The organism is Candidatus Dependentiae bacterium (genome assembly GCA_026389015.1).
Lineage (GTDB): Bacteria > Babelota > Babeliae > Babelales > Vermiphilaceae > JAPLIR01.
Window position 1 is genome coordinate 23530 of sequence record JAPLIR010000008.1, and the last position, 18395, is coordinate 41924.

Genomic DNA, 18395 nt, shown 5'->3' on the forward strand with positions numbered 1-18395 from the left:
ACTATAATGCGTATCAATAATCTGTTTTTACTGTTATTAACGCCGAATTTATTATCTTTCTATAGCGCTCAATGTTATCAAGGAGAGGCGTTATTCGTTCATAATTTGAGTTCTTATATCACTATAGCCGATTCAATTTTACAGCAACTTTATTCGTTAGCAAAACCATGCGAGAAGGAGAAGGTAGTGAGTCAATGTTCAACAAAAATACGACCTTTATTAACTCATTTTTCAGAACTTAGTATAAAAATTCCCTATGTTGTTTTGGGTGATTTGCCAACGCCGGTGCAGCATCTAAAAAGATTAGGTGCTCATCTTGGTTGTAATAATATGTATAGTAAACGAGATGATGTTACGGGAATACAGCTTGAAAATGGGCAGCGCCTTTTTGGTGGCAACAAGATTCGAAAATTAGAATTTTTATTGGCAGATGCATTGAATAATGGCGCTCAGTCAGTGATGACGTTTGGATGTGCGGGTTCTAATCATGCTGTTGCCACAACAGTATGTGCAGATTATTTAGGGCTAAAAAGTATTTCAATGTTGAAAACTCAGCCAAATTCACACGTTGTAAGGCGCAATCTTTTATTGATGGATTACTATGGTTCTGAAATTCAGTTCTGTCCTGATTCATCAGTGCGGGGACTTTGTGCAATGGTTACTTTTTTTCAGCAGAAATCAGCTTTTGGTGTTTATCCGTATGTGATTCCAACAGGCGGATCATGTCCCATTGGTGTACTAGGTTTTGTTAACGCTGTATTTGAATTGAAAGAACAAATAGAGCAAGGATTGTTACCCGAGCCGGATCGTATCTATGTCGCGGCCGGAAGTTTTGGCACCATAGCCGGATTGCTTTTAGGAGTGAAGGCGGCGGGTCTAAAATCACAGATTATTGGAGTTGCGGTTGAGCCAGAAGAAGTGCTGGGCGAGTTTAAAAAAATGATTATTCAGTTGTTCCATGGTACTAACAAGTTATTGCATGAATCTGATTCTACATTTCCACTTTTTGATATGACTGAACAAGAGGTGGTGTTATTGATGGCGCACGGAGGTACGGAATACGGATTGTTTACGCAGGAAGCAGCAGAGGCAATTGTGTTGCTTAAAGAACAAGAGGGTATCATCCTCGATGGTACTTATACGGGCAAAGCAATGGCCGGATTGATTGCAGATGTAACAGAAAATAATCATCACGATGATGTTATATTATTTTGGAACACCTTTTACGGTGATGATTATGCGTCTGTAATAAAATATACTGATTATGTAAAATTACCTAAAGCGTTACATCATTTTTTTGAGAGTAGTGTGCAGGAGTTTGATAATGCATAAACTTATTGCGTGCGCCATAACTAAATGCTGGTAATGTTGTTCCTTCTTTTATTATTACATTTTCAATAACGCTTTGCGCGCCAACGATAACTTTGTTTTCTAACGTTGCATTATCCAATACGGCATGAGGGTGTATTGTACAAAATTCTCCTATTTTAGTGTTGTTCAAAAGTTGTACGCCGGCGTTAATCACGGTGCCCCGGCCAATAGTGGCATTCAAATCTAGATGTACGGTGTGCGGCGCGGTAAACCGTATACCATTTGCCATCCAATAATGAATGAGTTCATTGCGTTTAATCTGTTCTACGGTTGCGAGTTCTTCAAAAGTATTTACGCCGTTCAGTAGTTCAAAAGGAAATGGCATGGTGATAACGGGTAATTGGTGGTTGCTGGCGATCTCCACCAAATCAGTAATATAGAATTCGTTCGTTTTTTCATTTTGTTTTATGGTGCTTAAAAATGTTTCAAGAAATGCTCGATTAATCAAATAAATACCGGCGTTAACATATGGATAATCGGTAATGCTGAAGGTGAAATGTTTTTTTTCTACAATTTTTATGCTGTCACCTTGTTGCACAATACGACCGAACGCATTAGCTGGGTCAACATTGTAGCTGGTGACAATGCTTATAGCAGCGTTGTTCTTCTGATGCTCTAGGCAAAGTTGTGTTATGATGTCGGGTGTGATGAGGGGCATATCGCCGTTCATCACTAATATATTATTAGCGTGCCAGGTTTCTTTTGAGCAGAGCAATGCATGGCCGGTGCCTAGTTGTTCGGCTTGTTTAGCAAAAAGGAGATTGGGGATATTTGCAGATTCTATTGCTTGTTGTACTAATTCTTTTTGATAACCAATGACAATGGTTGTTGGAATGGATAATTTTTGCATGAGCGCTACGGTATAGAGCACCATGGGTTGGCCACAAATGGGTGTAATTAGTTTTGTAATACCTGTTTTAAGACGAGACCCTTGGCCAGCTGCGAGTATTATTGCTTGTACTTCATGATTGTTGATAGCATTAGGCATAGCGGTTCCAAAAAAAAGTATAAACTGTATGAATAATATAGTACGCGTTAATAAGGTGTTTTTATTATTGTGCACGGCTCATTCTCCTTTAGTATGTATACAACATGGTAAAAGATTATAACAAAAATAGATGAAATTTAATAACATCTATTTTCTTGTTTTTATAGTGAGGTGTTGTGTATAGTGTAGAGAAGTTTTTCAAAAGAAGTGGTTTGACAATGATTAAGAGAAGGTGATCCATTTACGTAGTGCAGTATAATGATGATATTTTAAAATAAGGTGTAGAGCTATGAAAAAATTTTCTAGTCTTTTATTGTTGAGCTTAGTGGCGCAGTCAATGTTTGCTGAATTTGGAGAATCTCGCTTGTGGCAGCGAGCTGACGAGCCAAGAGTTGCTTATAATGCTCGTGTGAATGCTGCTTATCGAGAAACGTTGGGTAGATCAGGGCATAATATTGAAACTGATAACAATGGTGACGAAACTAATGTTGTTGGCTATGCAGGTTCGTTTACTAAACTATTAGAACATGACACAACGACGGGTCTTTTGTCAGCAACGGGGCTCGCTAATTATGAAAAATTAATAAAAGCATTAAAAAGTGGCATGCAAGTAGATTATAATGATATTGAGCGATCTGCGGGTTCATCTCGTCTTTTTGTTAATCCTCAATCTGGTTTTGCTTTGACGATGAACGGTATGGATTCTGCACAATTGTCAATGCTGTTATCTCCAACATTAACATCGGCTGAAGCTGCTGCAGATATGATAGAAACATATCTGAATGCAATATGCCGTGATGTGCTTTTTAGTGATTATGGTACCGGGGAAGGCACTGATATCGATTCAGTCAATGGTGGATCATTAACGGAAAATGCTGCAGCAATTTTGAATGATTTAGGTTCTGTGTTTAAAGGTCCTCGTAATGGCAGCAACGTTGTTGATGCTTCGGTATTATTCCGTGGTCTTACTACTGGTGACAAAACAGGCCCCTATGTTTCCCAATTTTCATTAATGCCTCTTTATCCGATGTTTGCAGCTGGTTGTATTGGTGCCGCAGCGGGTCTCATTGGTGTGCCAAATTTACCATTAGCAGCGTTTCAAGTTAATCAACGTTACCCAATAGCAAGCGATAGAGAATTTGGCGTAACGTGGGATGATTATGTTGCTCTTCAAAATGGCTTGATTCCAAAACAATATAATGCAAATGATTATAATGCTACGGCAACGAATAATCGTTATCCAATTAATGGTCGTGATCTCGGTAGTTATGTACATCGAGATGGACCTTATGAATCATATTATTATGCATTAAATATTCTTGCAACGAGAGGGTTTCCAATATCATCAGTGTTTCCTTATGCGGATGGCGATATTACTAATGAGGGTGCGGGATTAACCTTGGGTGCTCCTGATGCATTTGGGTTGTTAGGTTTGGCTGCTTTGACAGCATTTAGGGCTGCATGGGCACAAAAATGGCGTTGTCACAGACGTATCCGTCCAGAAGCTATGGCAGGTTTAGTTCATACAGCTAAGGTTAATGATACAAATGATTTTGGATTACATTCGTCATTATTTACCACGCATGCTGGTTATGATTTGTTGGCAATGGTTCGAGCGCACAATGAATTGCAAGCAACTGTATCGCATGATGCCATACAATTGGTTGATGCTGGGACATATTTGTTGAGTCAAATGTATCCAGAAGCGTCACCTGAGCATCCAGCATATCCATCAGGTCATGCTACGGGTGCTGGTGCATGTGTAACAATTTTAAAGGCAATTTTTGATAATGATACATTGATTAATACTAAATTTACTCCAGTCAAAGTTGATCCAACAGATCCAACCGCACTTGTAACACTATCAAATGGTGAAGGAGCCAATCTGTTAACGGTTGGCGGCGAGCTTAATAAGTTAGCATTCACTATTTCAATGGCACGTAACTTTGGTGGTGTACATTTCCGCAGCGATGCATGGAATGGCATGTTGCTTGGAGAAGCTGTAGCAATAACAGTATTACAAGATCATGCAAGAATATATCAAGAGCAAGGATTTACTGGTTTCCAATTGACTAAGTTCGATGGCACTAAGGTGCGTATTACGCCGGATGTTGTGCAAGTAATTAGTTAATTATTTTTTATTGTTATTAAACGAGAGAAGGGATGCGTTATAGTGCATCCCTTCTCTCGTTTAGTTGAAACTATTGTTTTCTTATTATGCCTGCCCATAGCAACATGAAGGCAATAATCATGATGCATGCAAGGAGATTGCCTTCATAAGCCATGGGATAAGCATTAAAGGCGGCTTGCTGCAGTGCTAGGCTTATGATGAATGTTCCGGCTGCAATTGGTACCACTGTGTTATCGTAGCGGACAATTATAGCATACGTTATGAGTAGTACTAAGCCCATCAGAGCTCCTGAAATAAGCCAATGGGAAATGTTCTCAATATGAGTTATGTCATTCATCATTACGCCAAAAAGTATAAAAATACTTGCGCATGCTACTTTATTGTTATGCCAATAATCAGAAAGGTGGTCGATAATAATGCATACAATAAGTAGTGCCGCCGTGAGGGCAATATAGCTTGTTAGCCAATGTATAAGAATGCCGATTAAGGTACTGTGGGTTGGCAGCGCTGTGTAATCGGCCCAGATAGGTTTTAGGGACGGTGCGTGTTTTTGTAATGCGGTGTATATGCCGGTTGCAAATGCGCCAGTGCTTATTCCTGCTATGAGTGCTAGGCTATGCGAAAGATGGTGGTATGGTTTTTGCCATGCATTGATATAGGTAAGAAGAATGCCCAATGAACCGGCTCTGAATAACATGCCAATTGAGGCCATGCCTACAAGGTTAAAAATCTGATTGTAAAAAGGTTCGCTGGTAGTAAGTTGCGCCATCATGGTTGGCCAGACGTTTATAAGATTAAGAGCGAAAAGTACTATCAATACAACGCTGTATCCTAATGTTGTTCCTGAAAATAAGCTGAAATGCTTTGACTTTTTGAGTGACATAACTAATCCAATACTTAAAAAACTATACAGTAATAGCATGCAGAGTAGTGATAGTATTTCGAGCATATGGTGGTTGTTCTTTTGTGTACGTTCCCACTCTTCTGGTACATGAATATAGCGACAACTATCGACTACCTTATCACCGGAAATTTTTACTGATATGTATGCTTGGCCTTGTTTCAAGGGGTAGGTTGCTTTGTTTGAAAAGGTGAAGGCCCAATCTTTGCGTGTGGGATTTTTAGTAGCGACAGCGGATATTTCTTGCAGTGATTCTGGACTCAGTTGATAGGTTGTCTGTAATTCTTGATGTGCTATAAGTCGCGCGTCTTGTTCAGCCAAATCTGCGCCTGGGAATGTTTCGGGAAGTTGGTGTTTGAAGCGAAACAATTGGTTGTCGCCGGTAATAGACATTTGATACTCTTCCGATCTTTCGGCTACGGTGCCATGCCATCTGACATAACGAATGGTCCAGCGTGGAGGTGCCAGATACGTTCCCAATAACGTATGGTATATTTCTGGAGATCCATGTTGCCAAATGAAGGCGTGTTGTAGCTGTACATCAAGTGAAGAGGTATAGTCGCCGGATACGTTTGATAGCGGTTGCCATGATTCGTTTAATAGTATGTTTCGATTTGCTAACGCTTGTTGCGCTGTTGTTAATGCCATTGAAGGGGTAACATTGAGAGGTTGTGCATCCTGTGACCACTGTTGCGTATAGAGCCAAAGACTTAGGCCAATAATGCAAGCAGCAATGAGAATGTTTTTTTTGTTTGAAGGTAGTGTTATAGGTTGTTGAAAAATGGTAGAAATTTTTTCAAGCAACTCTTGGTGGACTGGAGGTTGCCAGGATTCATTGAGTTCATTTTCTGGTAATGAATTCCAGCGTCCAACCTTCAATCGCGCATAAAGAACGATTAAAAGCGGTATTATTGCTAGCATAATGACCATTGCCTGATTGATCCAGGCATTGGGTGCTGTGGAAACAAAAAGAGGCAGCGCAAACCATACAACATCATAAGAGAAGTGTGATATAATTGTTGGGAGTAATCCAAATCTTAGGTAGATGCCACCGCTGATTAAAGAGAAGAATAATAGTTCGATGACGCGTGCATAAGCAGGTTGTGCTGGGTAGTTGGCATGTGCAGCGCCAAAAATGAGTGCTTGTACGATAAATCCTAAAGTAATCCACATACGTTGATTGCCAAAGCGCTTTCCAATGAGTGCAGCTCCAGCGATAGGAATTGCTCTGAATAAACATTCTTCCATGAATCCAGCACCGAGTGATAAAACAATCGACGAGAGCCATGGGAAATAATGTGCAAGAATATTAGGGTCAATAAGAGAGCTTGAGGGAATCCACCAATTAAAATAGGTGGTAGTGATACTATAAAAACCTACACCAAATGCTAAATAACATGGAACGAGCAAATAGCCTCCAATAGTGCTTCCGAGTATAGTAATCGAACTTGATGCGGGAGGTGACCATACGTCCCATAATTGTGGATGTTTTCCAAATGCAGCTCGTGTAAAACTTTCTGCTGTTATAAAAGCGAGGCTGTATAGAATCGTGATATACAATAATTGAAAGATAAGTGAAACCATATATTTTATGAGAAACCCTTGCATGGAAAGTTCGGTTTGATAGTGCATCCATGCGAGTGGCAACTGATTAATAGATACTAAAACATGTAATGTCGCAATAATAATGCCCCACGCAGTAGCTGTTTTCCAAAGAACCCATCGCCTTCTTAGAAGAAAAAATATACCGATAATGCAACCGCCAAAAATGTAGAGGAGTATCATAGCCATAGTAGCACCAGCGGCAATACTATTATTTGCTGAGCGCATCTCTTTGTAACGTAATTTAAATTCTTCGGGAATTTTAATGTAATGAGTAAGTTCGGTGAGCTTATCGCCACTTAGGATCAATTGCAGGCGATAATGACCATTGCCAATGGTGATGTCAGGTCGTTCATACGTAAATTGGTGATCAATTCTGCCACTTGGTCTTACTTCTTTTGATGTTTCAACAAGCTTATAGTTTGTGAGTTGGATACGCCAATTGTTGGTTGCTGCTTGTTCTGCAATGAGCTTCGCTTGATCTGTGCTGAGTGCGTGGCCAGGGCTATTTTCCGAGATTTTTTCTGCAAAGCCGTAGGGTGTACCATCAGGTTTAAATTTTATGCGAGTTTCATTTTTTTCGTATTCTTTAAAGTGGCGTACTTGCCATGTATAAGGAGCGTAGAGTTGATCTTTAAGCATCTGTGTAAAAGCTTGTTTACCACCCGCCTCAAGTTCAACAAACGTTTGAACTTCTTGATCAGACTCGAATGATGCGGCTTGCCAATATCCTATTGGGCCAAGGTTATACTGTTCTGATATTTCACGAGCTTTCTTGAGTGCAGTAGGTCTATCAAGTTCAAGATCGAGATTCACTATGGGGAATGCGGTTGAAAAATATTTAAGGGTAAAGAATGTGCTTGCAATTGCCAGTGCAGAAAAAAGTATCCAAAATAATGGCTTACGAAAAATGTTATACATAGAAATTATCCTTTGGTTGAGGTTTTATGATTTCTGAGTGCGATAAGGCATTCTAGCGCTGTAGCATTTATTGGTAGTTTGTCGAGAAAGTGGGCAGGTGTTTTGGTGCCGTTTACTTCATCGAGCACTCTTATACACTCTTCTGCAGAAGAATTATTACCTAATTTAGGGAGGATTACTTCCAATGTTATTGGTGCTTGGCGGGTGGGTGTTACTATTGTTCTACGTGCTACATGTGAGTTGCAGGGAATTTGTTTAAAGAAATCCCGATTTACAGAGCTTGATGGACTATGCCTTAATGATAATGATTGTTTTGTGTATGAACTATGGCAGCTTGATCCAGATATACCGTTACTATTGTTTTCTTGATTGTCCGCTTGCCCAGGGAGTGCGGAGACTTTTTCTGTGCTTCCGGTCGTATGTTCGCTTTTTTGAACAATATGTCTACCGGAAAAATTTAAGGAGTTATGTTTGGATGTTCTTGATGGTCTAGGAGATTGTAACGATAATAGTTTTTTGAGGGTTTCGTTTAACTCGTTATCATCCGCATCCTCTTTGTTTTCTTGCATACGCAAGGTAGGTAACTTTTTTGGTGGCAAGGGTGGTTTTTGTGTGGAATTATTAAATGATTGATTGTTGGCGTTTGTTCGTGACTGTACGCATTTGTTGCGAGAACTTATAGTGGGAGAGAAGAACATACTATGGTGTGTGGTGTGTAGGCAAAAGGCCAGAAGGAAAAATAGAATAGAGTATATATTGAGCATTGAATTGGTTTCCTCTTATAAAGATTGCGTGCATCGTATGTAAGGATAAGGATAACCATAAAATATGTAAAATATATGCAAAAAAAAGAGGCCCTAGTTTTAGAGCCTCTCAGTGTGCATTACGTAATACACGGTTAATTTATGCTGCTGGTTGAGTTTCTTCTGTCGTTTTTTTTGCAGCTTTTTCTTCTTCTTGTTGTTGTTTTTCTAATTCTTTGAAGAAATCTTCTAACATTTTCTTCATTTCTTCTTCGGTTGGCTCAGCTGGTGTTGCTTCTACAAGTTCTGCAGGAGTCGCGTCAACTGGTACAACAACTTCTGTTTCAGGCGTTGTTATTACAACATCATCTGCACAGATTGCTTGTGTGCCAAAAACCGTTAATGCTACGATTAAGGCTAGTGTTTGTTTGTTCATGATATACCTCCAATGGTATTATAAGGGTTAAATAATAATATTCTTAAAATTTTTTGTTAAAAATACTGTGACCATCTGCTATAGGACTTTGTGCGGTTGCTCGTCGTTGATTCGTTTTTAAATCTTCAGAAAGTAATCGGGCGTCATTTGTTAACAAGAGTTTTTGAGCGGTACTTTTATGTGCCATCGGTTTTTTAATGTTCTTGTTTTCTTCTATCATCATCTTTGTGAAGGCGCATGATAATGCCGGTGTGCCAAGAGAAAATACAGGTTCCGATGCAGTGCGATTTTGAGTATTCTAGTTATCGTTTTTATGTTCATTCGCTTCATAGTGAGCTGATTGGGTACGTCTTTGTTGTTCCATGGGAAATTGTGTTTTTTCATTGAACTGGGCGAATTTCATGCGCTCAAATGGTTGTTGCTCGGTAGTTGGTTGAGCACTATTGGTTTCAGGACTTCCAGAACCAGGCTCGGCACCTAAATCAACAAAGTTGCTGTAGTCGCAGAAAGTAATAATAGAAGGTGAGTTCTGAGTGATTGCCTTATCCATTGCGTGGGCAGATGCTTCGCATAGCGTTAAACCAATGATTAGATTTAAAAGTGTTAATTTTTTCATAGGGATGTTCTCCGTTATCAATTTATAATGTTACTGTTTTTTTTCTTCTGGCCGCGCTGATCTGGCTGTTTGATTTTTAGCATTATTCAAATTTTGCAAGAACTGTGTAATAGTATTCGAATTTTGATGCATAGAGAAAGGTTGAGGGCGTGCAATTAGAGTTATCCCCTCTTCTCTAACGCCGTGCACGGTGAATGTAACATCAGATCTAAATTGGGCGTCAGAGGATAGCTCTAATGAAAATAGCGGTGCAGATTGTGTTCGCTGATCATTAGGATTAGCTTGCTTAGCCTCGTGTTCGGGAGTACTCACCGGAGCAGATTGTGAACGTCTTTGGGTATTATCGTTTAGGGTCGTATTATTGTTTGTATTCCCCTTGTTATCTTGTTCCATTGCATGAGTGTTGATAACCCCACAAAGAGCAAGTGACAGCGCTAGATTGATTCGTATAATGTTTTTCATATAATCCTCCGTAATTATGTTAGTTATTTGTTTATATTAATAAGATTACCTTAATTAAAGGTAATGTCAATGCTATATTTTCAAATATAAAATATTTGATGGATTGAACTATAGGATTGGATGTTTGAACCAGGGAAAATAGTATGATATGGTTGGTGAACGTGAATTATGAGTAAAAGATGAAAAAGAAGAGGTTGAATCCTAAAAAGTCTTTTAAAAAATTAAGACCCGGTTCTTTGGTAAGAACCGGGTCTTTTCTTATTTCTTAAGTTAAGAAACGAGAACGTATGCGCTTAGTAGCGGTTGTTCATACGTGGGCCACGTGGACGTGAATCCATAGCTTCGCGTGGACGAGCTTCGTTCACTCTTAGTCTTTGGCCTTCAAGTTCTTGACCGTTAAGTTCGGTGATTGCTGTTTGAGCTTCGTTAGCTGAACCCATTTCAACAAAAGCGAAACCTTTAGGTTGGCCTGTGAACTTATCTTTGATAAGTTTAACTGAGGTTACAGTACCGAATTGAGCAAATAATGATCTTAATTTTTCTTCTGTTACTAGACGGGATAGGTTTCCAACGTAAATGTTCATTTTTATATTCACTTATCTAAAAAGATTAATATTATTTTTATCGTATCTTGAGTGTGTCCCACATGAACACTGATTCTTTTTTATTTTATATAACCATCTCCGTCTTAAAAACCGTATTATTCTTATCTCAATACTCTAAACATAACAGAAAAGTTACCCGTGCACAAGAGATAAACCCTTTTTCTGACTATAAATTCTTAGGCAGAAAACAAGGAGAGCAGCTCATATATGCTTTGGAAGCGCTTGACCGTGTCCAGTGGCGCATCAATTTTTTGGTTGTGGGCGACGATAAGTTGTTGAATGCCAAATTTTTCTGCTTCTCGGACGAAGAGGTTGATTTGGTTAATGGGCTTAATCTGGCCTGTGAGGCTCAATTCCCCTAAAACAATGGTTTTTTCGGGCAAGGGCTGTTGAAAGTAGCTTGATAGTAAGGCTAAGGCTATGCCTAAGTCCGTTGAACTCCCTTTGATTTTGAACCCTCCACTGACCTTAAAAAAGATATCTTGGGTCGATAATTTGATATGGAGGTATTTTTCAAGAATAGCAGCAATCAGGACTACCTGTTTTTGGTCAAGCCCCGAGACCACGCGTTGGGGTATTCCCAGCTTAGATTCAATAGTTAATGCTTGCAATTCGAGTAATAAGGGTCGAGTTCCTTCTATAACGCTGACAAGCACTGATCCTGGGCAATAGGAAATCTCGCTTAAGAGTTGTTCATTGATATTGGGGACTTCTTCAAGGCCATTGGCTTGCATTTCAAAGAACCCTAATTCATTAATAGTGCCAAATCGATTTTTGACCGATCGGAGTACTCGTGTCTGCCAGCGGTCTTCTCCCTGGAGATAAAAAACGGCGTCAACCATATGTTCTAAGGTTTTTGGTCCTGCAATCGTGCCTTCTTTGGTGATATGGCCACTAATAATAATGGTAATGTCATGCTCTTTTGCCAAACGCATGAGGTGGAATGCTGCCTCACGAAGTTGACCAATAGATCCTGGGCCGGCCTGCGTTTGGGCCATGTAGCAATTTTGGATTGAATCAATAATGAGTAGGTCGGGTTTTGCTTGCTGCGTTGTATTAATGATGCTTTCTAAATCAGCTTGATCGGAGAACAATAAGTTACTATTAATACAGCCAAGACGATCTGCTCGTTGCTTTACTTGTTGTAATGACTCTTCAGTAGAAAAATAAAATACGGTATAGTTTTCGGCTAACGCATTTGATATCTGGAGCAGAAGCGTTGATTTGCCGATGCCTGGGTCGCCAGTGAGAATAAGCAGGGAGCTTGGCATAATGCCGCCACCCATAACGCGGTCCCATTCTTTAATGCCCGAAAGCATGCGATCTTTTGGCTTGCTGTCAACGGTGCTGAGTTGAATCATGTTAATGGCAGGGGCAGAACCAGCCATGGCACCTTTTGTTGCACCAAGGGTTGGGCCGCCGGTTGTTACTTCAGTAAAGCTATCCCATTCTTTACATTCTGGGCAGCAGCCAAGCCACCTGACTGTTGTGTAGGTGCATTGGTTACACTTAAATGAAGTTTTTTGTTTTGCCATGATATTAACTTAGTAAAGTTTTGGTCGTTTATCGATACTGAAGCAGTTGCGGCACCGTGCTTGGTACGCTTCTTGAGCGCCTATTAAAATAATAGGGTCATCGTACTTTGCGCAATCGCCGTTGACTAGTCGTTGGGTGCAATGAGCATCCTTGCCACAAATGCAACAGATCGCATTGAGTTTGGTGATCGTATCAGCAATTGCCAGGAGCGTTGGGACACTGCCAAAGGGTACGCCACGAAAATCAAGGTCGAGACCAGCGATAATAACCCGTTTGCCTTCATCGATTAAGGTACAAATTATAGAGATGACGTCGGTCGGGAAGAATTGTACTTCATCGATACCAATAACATCGATGTTCTCTTGGTGAACGATGGTTAGTATTGAGGTCACATCATCAAGGGCTTGGGCAAAGAGTTTGTTGCCATCGTGAGAAACGACATATTCGATAGAGTGACGGTTATCGATGCTTGGCTTAAAGGTCATGACTCGTTGTTTTGCTATTTTTGCACGGCGTAGTCGGCGCATCAATTCTTCTGACTTTCCAGAAAACATTGGTCCGCAAATTACTTCAAGATGGCCTTTTTCGTGGGTGTAGGGGGTATGGTTGAGCATCGGTTCCTTTCAAGGTTGTTTTTCTACTAGCATAGAGATATGGCAAATTTTTTCAAAGAATGCTGTAATGAAAAAGGTTGTCAATAAAGCAAAAAATTGCCACTATGATAGAGAAAAACATCCTATTATTTCTAAATTAAAGATACGCATATGAAAAAGAATAATTCTACCAATTTTCCCAAGCCCAAAAAAACTCACAAAAAAAGTAAATTTCCTGTAGTTACTAAGTTTCCTAAAACAAGTAGCTTCCCTAAAGATAGTAAGTTCCCTAAAGAAACTGATTATTCTAAAACTACTAAGTTTCCAAAAGTAGTGAGACACCCTAAGCATCCTTATATTTCTGAAGATGAACAGGGCTTTAAAAAAGATATATATTCTAACAAACCTCAATCGTCCAAATTTAATAAACCGTCTAAGTTTACTAAACCTCGTGGGACGACCAAGCCTGTCAAGGCTACTAATCCTACCAAGCCGACAAAGACTCCTGTAGCATCTGAAGCAATGTCATTGAGTAAATATCTTGCTTTAGGTGGTGTTGGTTCCCGTAGAAAAGTGACTGAACTTATTAAAGAAGGTTTTGTTACGGTAAATAATAAATCGGTAACAGAGCCAGGCTACAAGCTTTTAGACAAGGATATTGTTAGAGCTAAGGGTGAGTTAGTCAAACAAGAAGAAAAAGCTTATATCTTACTCAATAAGCCTAAAGATTATATTACCACTGTTTCGGATGAAAAAGGTCGCAGAACGGTTATGGACCTTATTCGATTGACCAAAGATGTGCGCGTATACCCTATTGGAAGACTTGATCGAGCAACAACAGGTCTCTTGCTTTTAACCAATGATGGCGAATTGGCGTTAAAGCTAGCGCATCCTCGTTACAAAATTAGCAAGGTCTATTTGGTTGAGTTGGACAAACTATTGACCAGTTCAAACATGAGAAAGCTGGTTGAAGAGGGCGTTGAACTTGAGGACGGCAAGGTGGTTGTTGACGAAATAGTATTTCAACCGGGTGATAAAAAAACAGTTACCGTTGAAATTCATAGCGGTAAATATAGAGTTGTCCGTCGTATTTTTGAAGCTATTGGTTATGAAGTGCGCAAGCTTGACCGTATATCCTATGCTGGCTTGACCAAGCAAGGACTCCGCGTTGGCCAATGTCGATTTTTAGAACCGCAAGAAGTTGCGATGTTGAAGAAAATGGGCGGCATTAAAGAGTAGCGCTTATTCATATTTTTGCTAAAGTAACGCTTAATAATAAGAAAAAAATACTATCACATACTATTTAGGTTATTCAGATGTCAAACGCACATATCATTGTTGAGCAATCATTAGGATTACAAGGTCAAGCGGATTTAGTTGGCGCAAAAAATGCGGTACTCGTTATTATTGCTTCGTTAATTTTAACGCGTGGCAAATCTACGTTGACTAATGTTCCCTCGTCTGATGATGTGTTGCATATGATTGCGTTATTGCAAGATTTAGGCGCCGAAGTTGAATTTATACCTCAGTCCCATGTTTTGCACGTTGATACGACAGGTATTCATAAGTACAAAGTCAAATATGACATCATGAAAAAAATGCGGGCTTCCATTTTAGTAATGGGCCCACTATTAGCACGATTTGGCAAGGCAGATGTTGCTTTGCCGGGTGGCTGCGTGTTGGGTGCTCGTCCGATAGATTATCATCTGAAAAATTTTACTAAAATGGGCGTTACTATTGATATGCAAGAACACGCAATTTCTGCGTATGCAGCTAAAATAGTGCCTACCAAATTAGTGCTTGATTATCCGAGTGTGGGCGCAACTGAAAATTTGATGATGGCAGCTACACTAACCGACGGAGTAACGCGTATCGTTAATGCGGCGCTCGAACCGGAAGTGTTAGATTTAGTTGATGTTCTCCGCAAGATGGGTGCTCATATTAATATTTTGCCGCCTGCTACCATTGAAATTATTGGCGTGACGAGTCTGCATGCGGTTGAGCACGCTATCATTCACGATCGATTGGAAGCGGGCACCTTGTTGCTTGCGACCGCTATAACGGGCGGTGAAATTTATTTACCCCAAGCTTCAGAAGCCACGTTAGAAATGGTGTTGATGAAGCTGCAAGAGATGGGGCATAGCATCACGGTTGGAGAGCAAGGCAAGGGCGTTCGTCTGAAGTCTTGTGCTTCTCCACGCGCTGTGTCATTCAAAACAGCTCCCTATCCTGGATTTCCTACCGACTTGCAAGCCCCTATGATGGCGTTACAATGTTTGGCTGACGGGACCAGTATTATTGAAGAGACTGTGTTTGAAAATAGATTGCTTCACGTGCGTGAATTATCCAAAATGGGTGCTCAAATCAAGGTTGAGCATAATACCGCAATAGTCACGGGCATCGAAGCCTTGTATGGCACCAATGTCATTGCTACCGATATTCGTGCATCGTGCTCTTTGGTGATGGCGGGAATGGTTGCTCAAGGAGTAACGGTTATGACCGGCATTCATCATTGGCAACGAGGCTATGAAGCATTGGAAAAGAAATTGCAGGCATTAGGAGCAAACATCAGACTTAATGGCGCGGATGATGCTATTGTGCCCGATGCGCACGAAATGAGTCGCTTGAAAAAAGCTGGCATCTCTTCTCAATTTTTACGTTAAAAACTTCACATTAATTCAGCGAGCTCTTTAGTCACTTTTGCTTGACGGAGCTTGTTGTAATCTAGTTTTGTTTGATCAAGCAGATTCTGTGCATTGCGCGTTGAGCTATCCATCGACAGAAAGCGCGCGGCATGTTCTGCTATGAGCGATTGAAAAAGGAGATGTTGCAGATTTGCATTCATGCACTGGTGTGCCAGAATTTCTAAGATTTCGTCGGCAGGTTGTTCCCAAATATATTCTTCTAGGCTGTTTTCTTGCGCTTCGGGCAGGGAAGATGATTCTTGTGAAAAGGGAAGAAGCGTATACACTTGCGGCTTTTGGTTAAAAAAGCTTTTGAGCACGTTGCTTACGACAATCACCGAAGAAAAAGGTTTTTCAGCATCGTTTATGACTTGAGTGATTGTTTGTGCAATGGGAACAAGGGTTGTAGCCGTGAGTTTGTTGGGTGATGCGAGCACAGTGCCAAGGCGGTGTTCGTTTGCATAGGTCAGTGCGCGTTTTCCAATGGTGATGACGCTGGTCTTGGCAAGAGGATGTTCGTTCATATAATTTTCAAAAAAATTGAAAAGAGATGTATTAAAGTTTCCACATAACCCTTTTGATGAGCCAATTAAGATAATAAGCGTATTGGTTTCGTATGGTAACGTGCTGTGCGCATTGTAGGGGGTTGGAGAGGCACTTTGTATTTTGGTAAATAATTGATGAATATTTTGGCGATAATGCCGCAATGGCGCTTCTTTATTTTTTAAATGGGCATGCGTTGATATAGAGATGAGACGCATGGCGTGGGTAATTTTTTTTATTGTTTCAATTGCCTTGATGCGTTGACGTAATTGAACAAGTTGAACCATAAGGGCGCTCCGCAAAAAATGTTATTATGATTTTCAAATATATAGGTATTTTGTATGCCTGTATACTATACTACAATCAATGTATAAAAAAATTGGTTGTAGCTAGGTGGCGTATGATTATTGTTATAGATGCATATAACGTTTTAAAGCAAGCTTTGAGTGTTAATCATATTGCTGATGCAAGTAGGCAGCAATTTATTAATCAGCTGAGTCGCTACGGCAAGCTCAAGGGGCATTCGTTGATATGTGTTTTTGATGGTGGGCCTTATGAAAATGCACACAAAGAGCGCATCAATAGCGTGTATGTTGTCTATTCGGGGATGCATGAAAGCGCCGATGAGTGGATAAAGCAGTATATGGAGCGCTACAAGGCTCAAGATCTTTTATTGATTTCGACCGATCGCGAACTGAATCGTTATGTTAAAGCTCATGGTATTGAATCGCTTGATGCCGTCCATTTTTATGCCATCTTGCAGGCGACATTGCAATCATCGGGCACCGGGAAAAAGACAAGTGAGCAAAAACTAGTTAAGCTTGGAGATCAAGGAGAAAATGGGCTTGATGAGTTGATGGAGGAAGCCAGTAGAATAGTGGTCACCAAAACAGAAGATATGGCTGGAGTGGCCGCTACGCGTAAAAGTCAGGCGCATACAATGTCAAAAAAAGAACGAAAACTGTTGCAACAATTTAAGAAGTTATAAGTATGGAAAAGATAATTTACGGCCTCGAGCAGATTGATGATATTGTCGATATGCTTTATAAAAAAATGAATGATTATACGGTTTTTACGTTTTCCGGCACCTTGGGAGCTGGCAAGACCACTCTTGTTCGCGCCCTCTTGAGAAGGTGCGGTATTCAGGGTGTCATCACAAGTCCAACGTTTACCTATGTTAATCTCTATGAAAATGCTCAAGGTCAAACGTTTTATCATTTTGACGCCTATCGTCTTAAAAACATTGAAGATTTTAGGGCGGCCGGTTTTGATGAGTATTTATACAAGCCTCAAAGTTGGGTGTTTATTGAGTGGCCCGAAGCCGTTAAGCCCTTGTTGACCCACGCGGTGTGTTATATTGCCCTTGATTATAGTGACGATAAAAGAATAATGACCATTGAAACGAAGGCTTAACTTTTAAAATAGTTTCGTATTATTTTAAAAATCGGGGTAAAGTAGAGGGCAAGAGTTGTTAAAGATATGCCATTCTATTCTAACGCGAGCGTTGCATGAGTGATTTTAAGAGCCCTTTGGGCCAACGTCCTGATTATTTGGTTTGCACTTGTTTTGGTGTAATGTATTCGGAAATTTGTTTAGCTATTAAAAAAGGCTGCAAGGATTTTGAAAGTTTGCAAGATTCTTTAATGGTCGGAACCGGCTGCAGCAGCTGTGTTAACGAAGTAAAAGATATCTTAAAAGAGAGTCTTGCAGAGTAGTCTTAGCGCTTTGTTGATGATAACTTGATGTGCCTTGTAACCTTTTTTTGAAAAATTTAAGTTGAAATCAAGTTCGAAAAGCACTAATATATTCTACATTGCTGGGAGAGCAGAAAAAATTTTGACATCATGGCGAGATTCCCGAGCGGTCAAAGGGGACGGACTGTAAATCCGTTGGCTTATGCCTTCGAAGGTTCAAATCCTTCTCTCGCCACCAATCGTTTTTGAGTGAGCGTGGGAATAGCTCAATTGGTAGAGCGACAGCCTTCCAAGCTGTAGGTTGCGGGTTCGAGCCCCGTTTCCCACTCCTTGTAAAGCGTGAGAATGATGGGTATAGAAAAATAGAGTGCTGGCGTAGCTCAGTTGGTAGAGCAGCTGATTTGTAATCAGCAGGTCGTTGGTTCAAGTCCAATCGCCAGCTCCATTTTTTTAAAAATATTTTTTTGTTCTATTAGTTTCTGGAGTTGTCGTGTACAAATTTAAAAAAACACTCTCCTATGCTCTTTGCCTGTTTATTGCCCCATTCAGTACCTTTTTGTTATCAGAGT

Annotated in this window: 18 protein-coding genes and 3 tRNA genes; 10 read left to right on the forward strand and 11 right to left on the reverse strand. The window is 40.2% G+C overall.

The annotated features are described in order from the left end of the window. The first annotated feature begins 6 nt into the window (after positions 1 to 6). Positions 7 to 1332, forward strand: coding sequence for a pyridoxal-phosphate dependent enzyme (locus NTX86_00610; protein ID MCX5921815.1), 1326 nt, complete (start codon positions 7 to 9; stop codon positions 1330 to 1332). Here the strand turns inward: NTX86_00610 and NTX86_00615 are convergent. Beyond that, the gene (locus NTX86_00615; protein MCX5921816.1) at positions 1277 to 2434 is read right to left on the reverse strand and encodes an NTP transferase domain-containing protein; all 1158 of its coding nucleotides are present in this window, start codon (positions 2432 to 2434) and stop codon (positions 1277 to 1279) included. The two genes, NTX86_00610 and NTX86_00615, sit on opposite strands and share 56 nt — an antisense overlap. A gap of 214 nt (positions 2435 to 2648) precedes the next feature. Between NTX86_00615 and NTX86_00620 the strand changes: the two genes are divergently transcribed. Continuing rightward, complete coding sequence (locus NTX86_00620; protein MCX5921817.1) at positions 2649 to 4490, forward strand: vanadium-dependent haloperoxidase; 1842 nt, start codon at positions 2649 to 2651, stop codon at positions 4488 to 4490. Between the two features lie 70 nt (positions 4491 to 4560). Here the strand turns inward: NTX86_00620 and NTX86_00625 are convergent, their stop codons facing one another. The 9 genes from NTX86_00625 to NTX86_00665 all read right to left on the reverse strand — a co-directional run bounded on the left by NTX86_00625 (position 4561) and on the right by NTX86_00665 (position 12926). Further along, positions 4561 to 7914 (reverse strand): type II CAAX endopeptidase family protein, encoded by a 3354-nt coding sequence (locus NTX86_00625; GenBank protein ID MCX5921818.1) that lies wholly within the window; start codon positions 7912 to 7914, stop codon positions 4561 to 4563. A gap of 5 nt (positions 7915 to 7919) precedes the next feature. Then, positions 7920 to 8678, reverse strand: coding sequence for a hypothetical protein (locus NTX86_00630; protein MCX5921819.1), 759 nt, complete (start codon positions 8676 to 8678; stop codon positions 7920 to 7922). A 139-nt stretch (positions 8679 to 8817) separates the two neighbouring features. Beyond that, entirely contained in the window at positions 8818 to 9093 is a 276-nt protein-coding gene (locus NTX86_00635) for a hypothetical protein (GenBank protein MCX5921820.1), read from the reverse strand. A 43-nt stretch (positions 9094 to 9136) separates the two neighbouring features. Next, entirely contained in the window at positions 9137 to 9280 is a 144-nt protein-coding gene (locus NTX86_00640) for a hypothetical protein (GenBank protein ID MCX5921821.1), read from the reverse strand. 111 nt (positions 9281 to 9391) lie between these two features. Further along, positions 9392 to 9709: a hypothetical protein gene (locus NTX86_00645; GenBank protein ID MCX5921822.1), complete on the reverse strand. Its 318-nt coding sequence runs from the start codon at positions 9707 to 9709 to the stop codon at positions 9392 to 9394. 30 nt (positions 9710 to 9739) lie between these two features. Continuing rightward, the gene (locus tag NTX86_00650) at positions 9740 to 10171 is read right to left on the reverse strand and encodes a hypothetical protein (GenBank protein ID MCX5921823.1); all 432 of its coding nucleotides are present in this window, start codon (positions 10169 to 10171) and stop codon (positions 9740 to 9742) included. 293 nt (positions 10172 to 10464) lie between these two features. After that, entirely contained in the window at positions 10465 to 10755 is a 291-nt protein-coding gene (locus NTX86_00655; protein MCX5921824.1) for an RNA-binding protein, read from the reverse strand. A 197-nt stretch (positions 10756 to 10952) separates the two neighbouring features. Continuing rightward, complete coding sequence (radA, locus tag NTX86_00660) at positions 10953 to 12311, reverse strand: DNA repair protein RadA (protein ID MCX5921825.1); 1359 nt, start codon at positions 12309 to 12311, stop codon at positions 10953 to 10955. Positions 12312 to 12320: 9 nt separating this feature from the next. After that, positions 12321 to 12926, reverse strand: a complete 606-nt coding sequence (locus tag NTX86_00665) for a thymidine kinase (GenBank protein ID MCX5921826.1) — start codon at positions 12924 to 12926, stop codon at positions 12321 to 12323. Between the two features lie 150 nt (positions 12927 to 13076). Between NTX86_00665 and NTX86_00670 the strand changes: the two genes are divergently transcribed. Both NTX86_00670 and murA read left to right on the forward strand, forming a co-directional pair. Then, complete coding sequence (locus NTX86_00670) at positions 13077 to 14144, forward strand: pseudouridine synthase (protein ID MCX5921827.1); 1068 nt, start codon at positions 13077 to 13079, stop codon at positions 14142 to 14144. Between the two features lie 77 nt (positions 14145 to 14221). Next, the gene (murA, locus tag NTX86_00675; GenBank protein MCX5921828.1) at positions 14222 to 15568 is read left to right on the forward strand and encodes a UDP-N-acetylglucosamine 1-carboxyvinyltransferase; all 1347 of its coding nucleotides are present in this window, start codon (positions 14222 to 14224) and stop codon (positions 15566 to 15568) included. A 5-nt stretch (positions 15569 to 15573) separates the two neighbouring features. On the opposite strand, the gene NTX86_00680 is transcribed toward murA, so the two are convergent. After that, positions 15574 to 16419: a F0F1 ATP synthase subunit gamma gene (locus NTX86_00680; protein ID MCX5921829.1), complete on the reverse strand. Its 846-nt coding sequence runs from the start codon at positions 16417 to 16419 to the stop codon at positions 15574 to 15576. A 113-nt stretch (positions 16420 to 16532) separates the two neighbouring features. Between NTX86_00680 and NTX86_00685 the strand changes: the two genes are divergently transcribed. The 6 genes from NTX86_00685 to NTX86_00710 all read left to right on the forward strand — a co-directional run bounded on the left by NTX86_00685 (position 16533) and on the right by NTX86_00710 (position 18271). Then, the gene (locus tag NTX86_00685; GenBank protein MCX5921830.1) at positions 16533 to 17120 is read left to right on the forward strand and encodes an NYN domain-containing protein; all 588 of its coding nucleotides are present in this window, start codon (positions 16533 to 16535) and stop codon (positions 17118 to 17120) included. A 2-nt stretch (positions 17121 to 17122) separates the two neighbouring features. Beyond that, positions 17123 to 17545, forward strand: coding sequence for a tRNA (adenosine(37)-N6)-threonylcarbamoyltransferase complex ATPase subunit type 1 TsaE (gene tsaE, locus NTX86_00690; GenBank protein MCX5921831.1), 423 nt, complete (start codon positions 17123 to 17125; stop codon positions 17543 to 17545). Positions 17546 to 17640: 95 nt separating this feature from the next. Next, on the forward strand, positions 17641 to 17847 hold the full coding sequence (locus tag NTX86_00695) for a (2Fe-2S)-binding protein (protein MCX5921832.1): 207 nt from the start codon (positions 17641 to 17643) through the stop codon (positions 17845 to 17847). A gap of 131 nt (positions 17848 to 17978) precedes the next feature. Next, positions 17979 to 18064, forward strand: a tRNA-Tyr gene (locus NTX86_00700). A gap of 17 nt (positions 18065 to 18081) precedes the next feature. Further along, positions 18082 to 18154 (forward strand) — tRNA-Gly (locus NTX86_00705). Positions 18155 to 18195: 41 nt separating this feature from the next. Continuing rightward, positions 18196 to 18271 (forward strand) — tRNA-Thr (locus tag NTX86_00710). The last annotated feature ends 124 nt before the right edge of the window (positions 18272 to 18395 follow it).

Excerpts from the sequence above, each read along its gene's own strand:
- NTX86_00655 (MCX5921824.1), bottom strand. The coding sequence starts at position 10,755 with ATGAACATTTACGTTGGAAACCTATCCCGTCTAGTAACAGAAGAAAAA.
- tsaE (MCX5921831.1), top strand. The coding sequence starts at position 17,123 with ATGGAAAAGATAATTTACGGCCTCGAGCAGATTGATGATATTGTCGAT.
- NTX86_00680 (MCX5921829.1), bottom strand. The coding sequence starts at position 16,419 with ATGGTTCAACTTGTTCAATTACGTCAACGCATCAAGGCAATTGAAACA.
- NTX86_00665 (MCX5921826.1), bottom strand. The coding sequence starts at position 12,926 with ATGCTCAACCATACCCCCTACACCCACGAAAAAGGCCATCTTGAAGTA.
- NTX86_00635 (MCX5921820.1), bottom strand. The coding sequence starts at position 9,093 with ATGAACAAACAAACACTAGCCTTAATCGTAGCATTAACGGTTTTTGGC.
- NTX86_00650 (MCX5921823.1), bottom strand. The coding sequence starts at position 10,171 with ATGAAAAACATTATACGAATCAATCTAGCGCTGTCACTTGCTCTTTGT.
- NTX86_00610 (MCX5921815.1), top strand. The coding sequence starts at position 7 with ATGCGTATCAATAATCTGTTTTTACTGTTATTAACGCCGAATTTATTA.
- NTX86_00640 (MCX5921821.1), bottom strand. The coding sequence starts at position 9,280 with ATGGCACATAAAAGTACCGCTCAAAAACTCTTGTTAACAAATGACGCC.
- NTX86_00620 (MCX5921817.1), top strand. The coding sequence starts at position 2,649 with ATGAAAAAATTTTCTAGTCTTTTATTGTTGAGCTTAGTGGCGCAGTCA.
- radA (MCX5921825.1), bottom strand. The coding sequence starts at position 12,311 with ATGGCAAAACAAAAAACTTCATTTAAGTGTAACCAATGCACCTACACA.
- NTX86_00625 (MCX5921818.1), bottom strand. The coding sequence starts at position 7,914 with ATGTATAACATTTTTCGTAAGCCATTATTTTGGATACTTTTTTCTGCA.
- NTX86_00630 (MCX5921819.1), bottom strand. The coding sequence starts at position 8,678 with ATGCTCAATATATACTCTATTCTATTTTTCCTTCTGGCCTTTTGCCTA.
- NTX86_00685 (MCX5921830.1), top strand. The coding sequence starts at position 16,533 with ATGATTATTGTTATAGATGCATATAACGTTTTAAAGCAAGCTTTGAGT.
- NTX86_00695 (MCX5921832.1), top strand. The coding sequence starts at position 17,641 with ATGAGTGATTTTAAGAGCCCTTTGGGCCAACGTCCTGATTATTTGGTT.
- murA (MCX5921828.1), top strand. The coding sequence starts at position 14,222 with ATGTCAAACGCACATATCATTGTTGAGCAATCATTAGGATTACAAGGT.
- NTX86_00645 (MCX5921822.1), bottom strand. The coding sequence starts at position 9,709 with ATGAAAAAATTAACACTTTTAAATCTAATCATTGGTTTAACGCTATGC.
- NTX86_00670 (MCX5921827.1), top strand. The coding sequence starts at position 13,077 with ATGAAAAAGAATAATTCTACCAATTTTCCCAAGCCCAAAAAAACTCAC.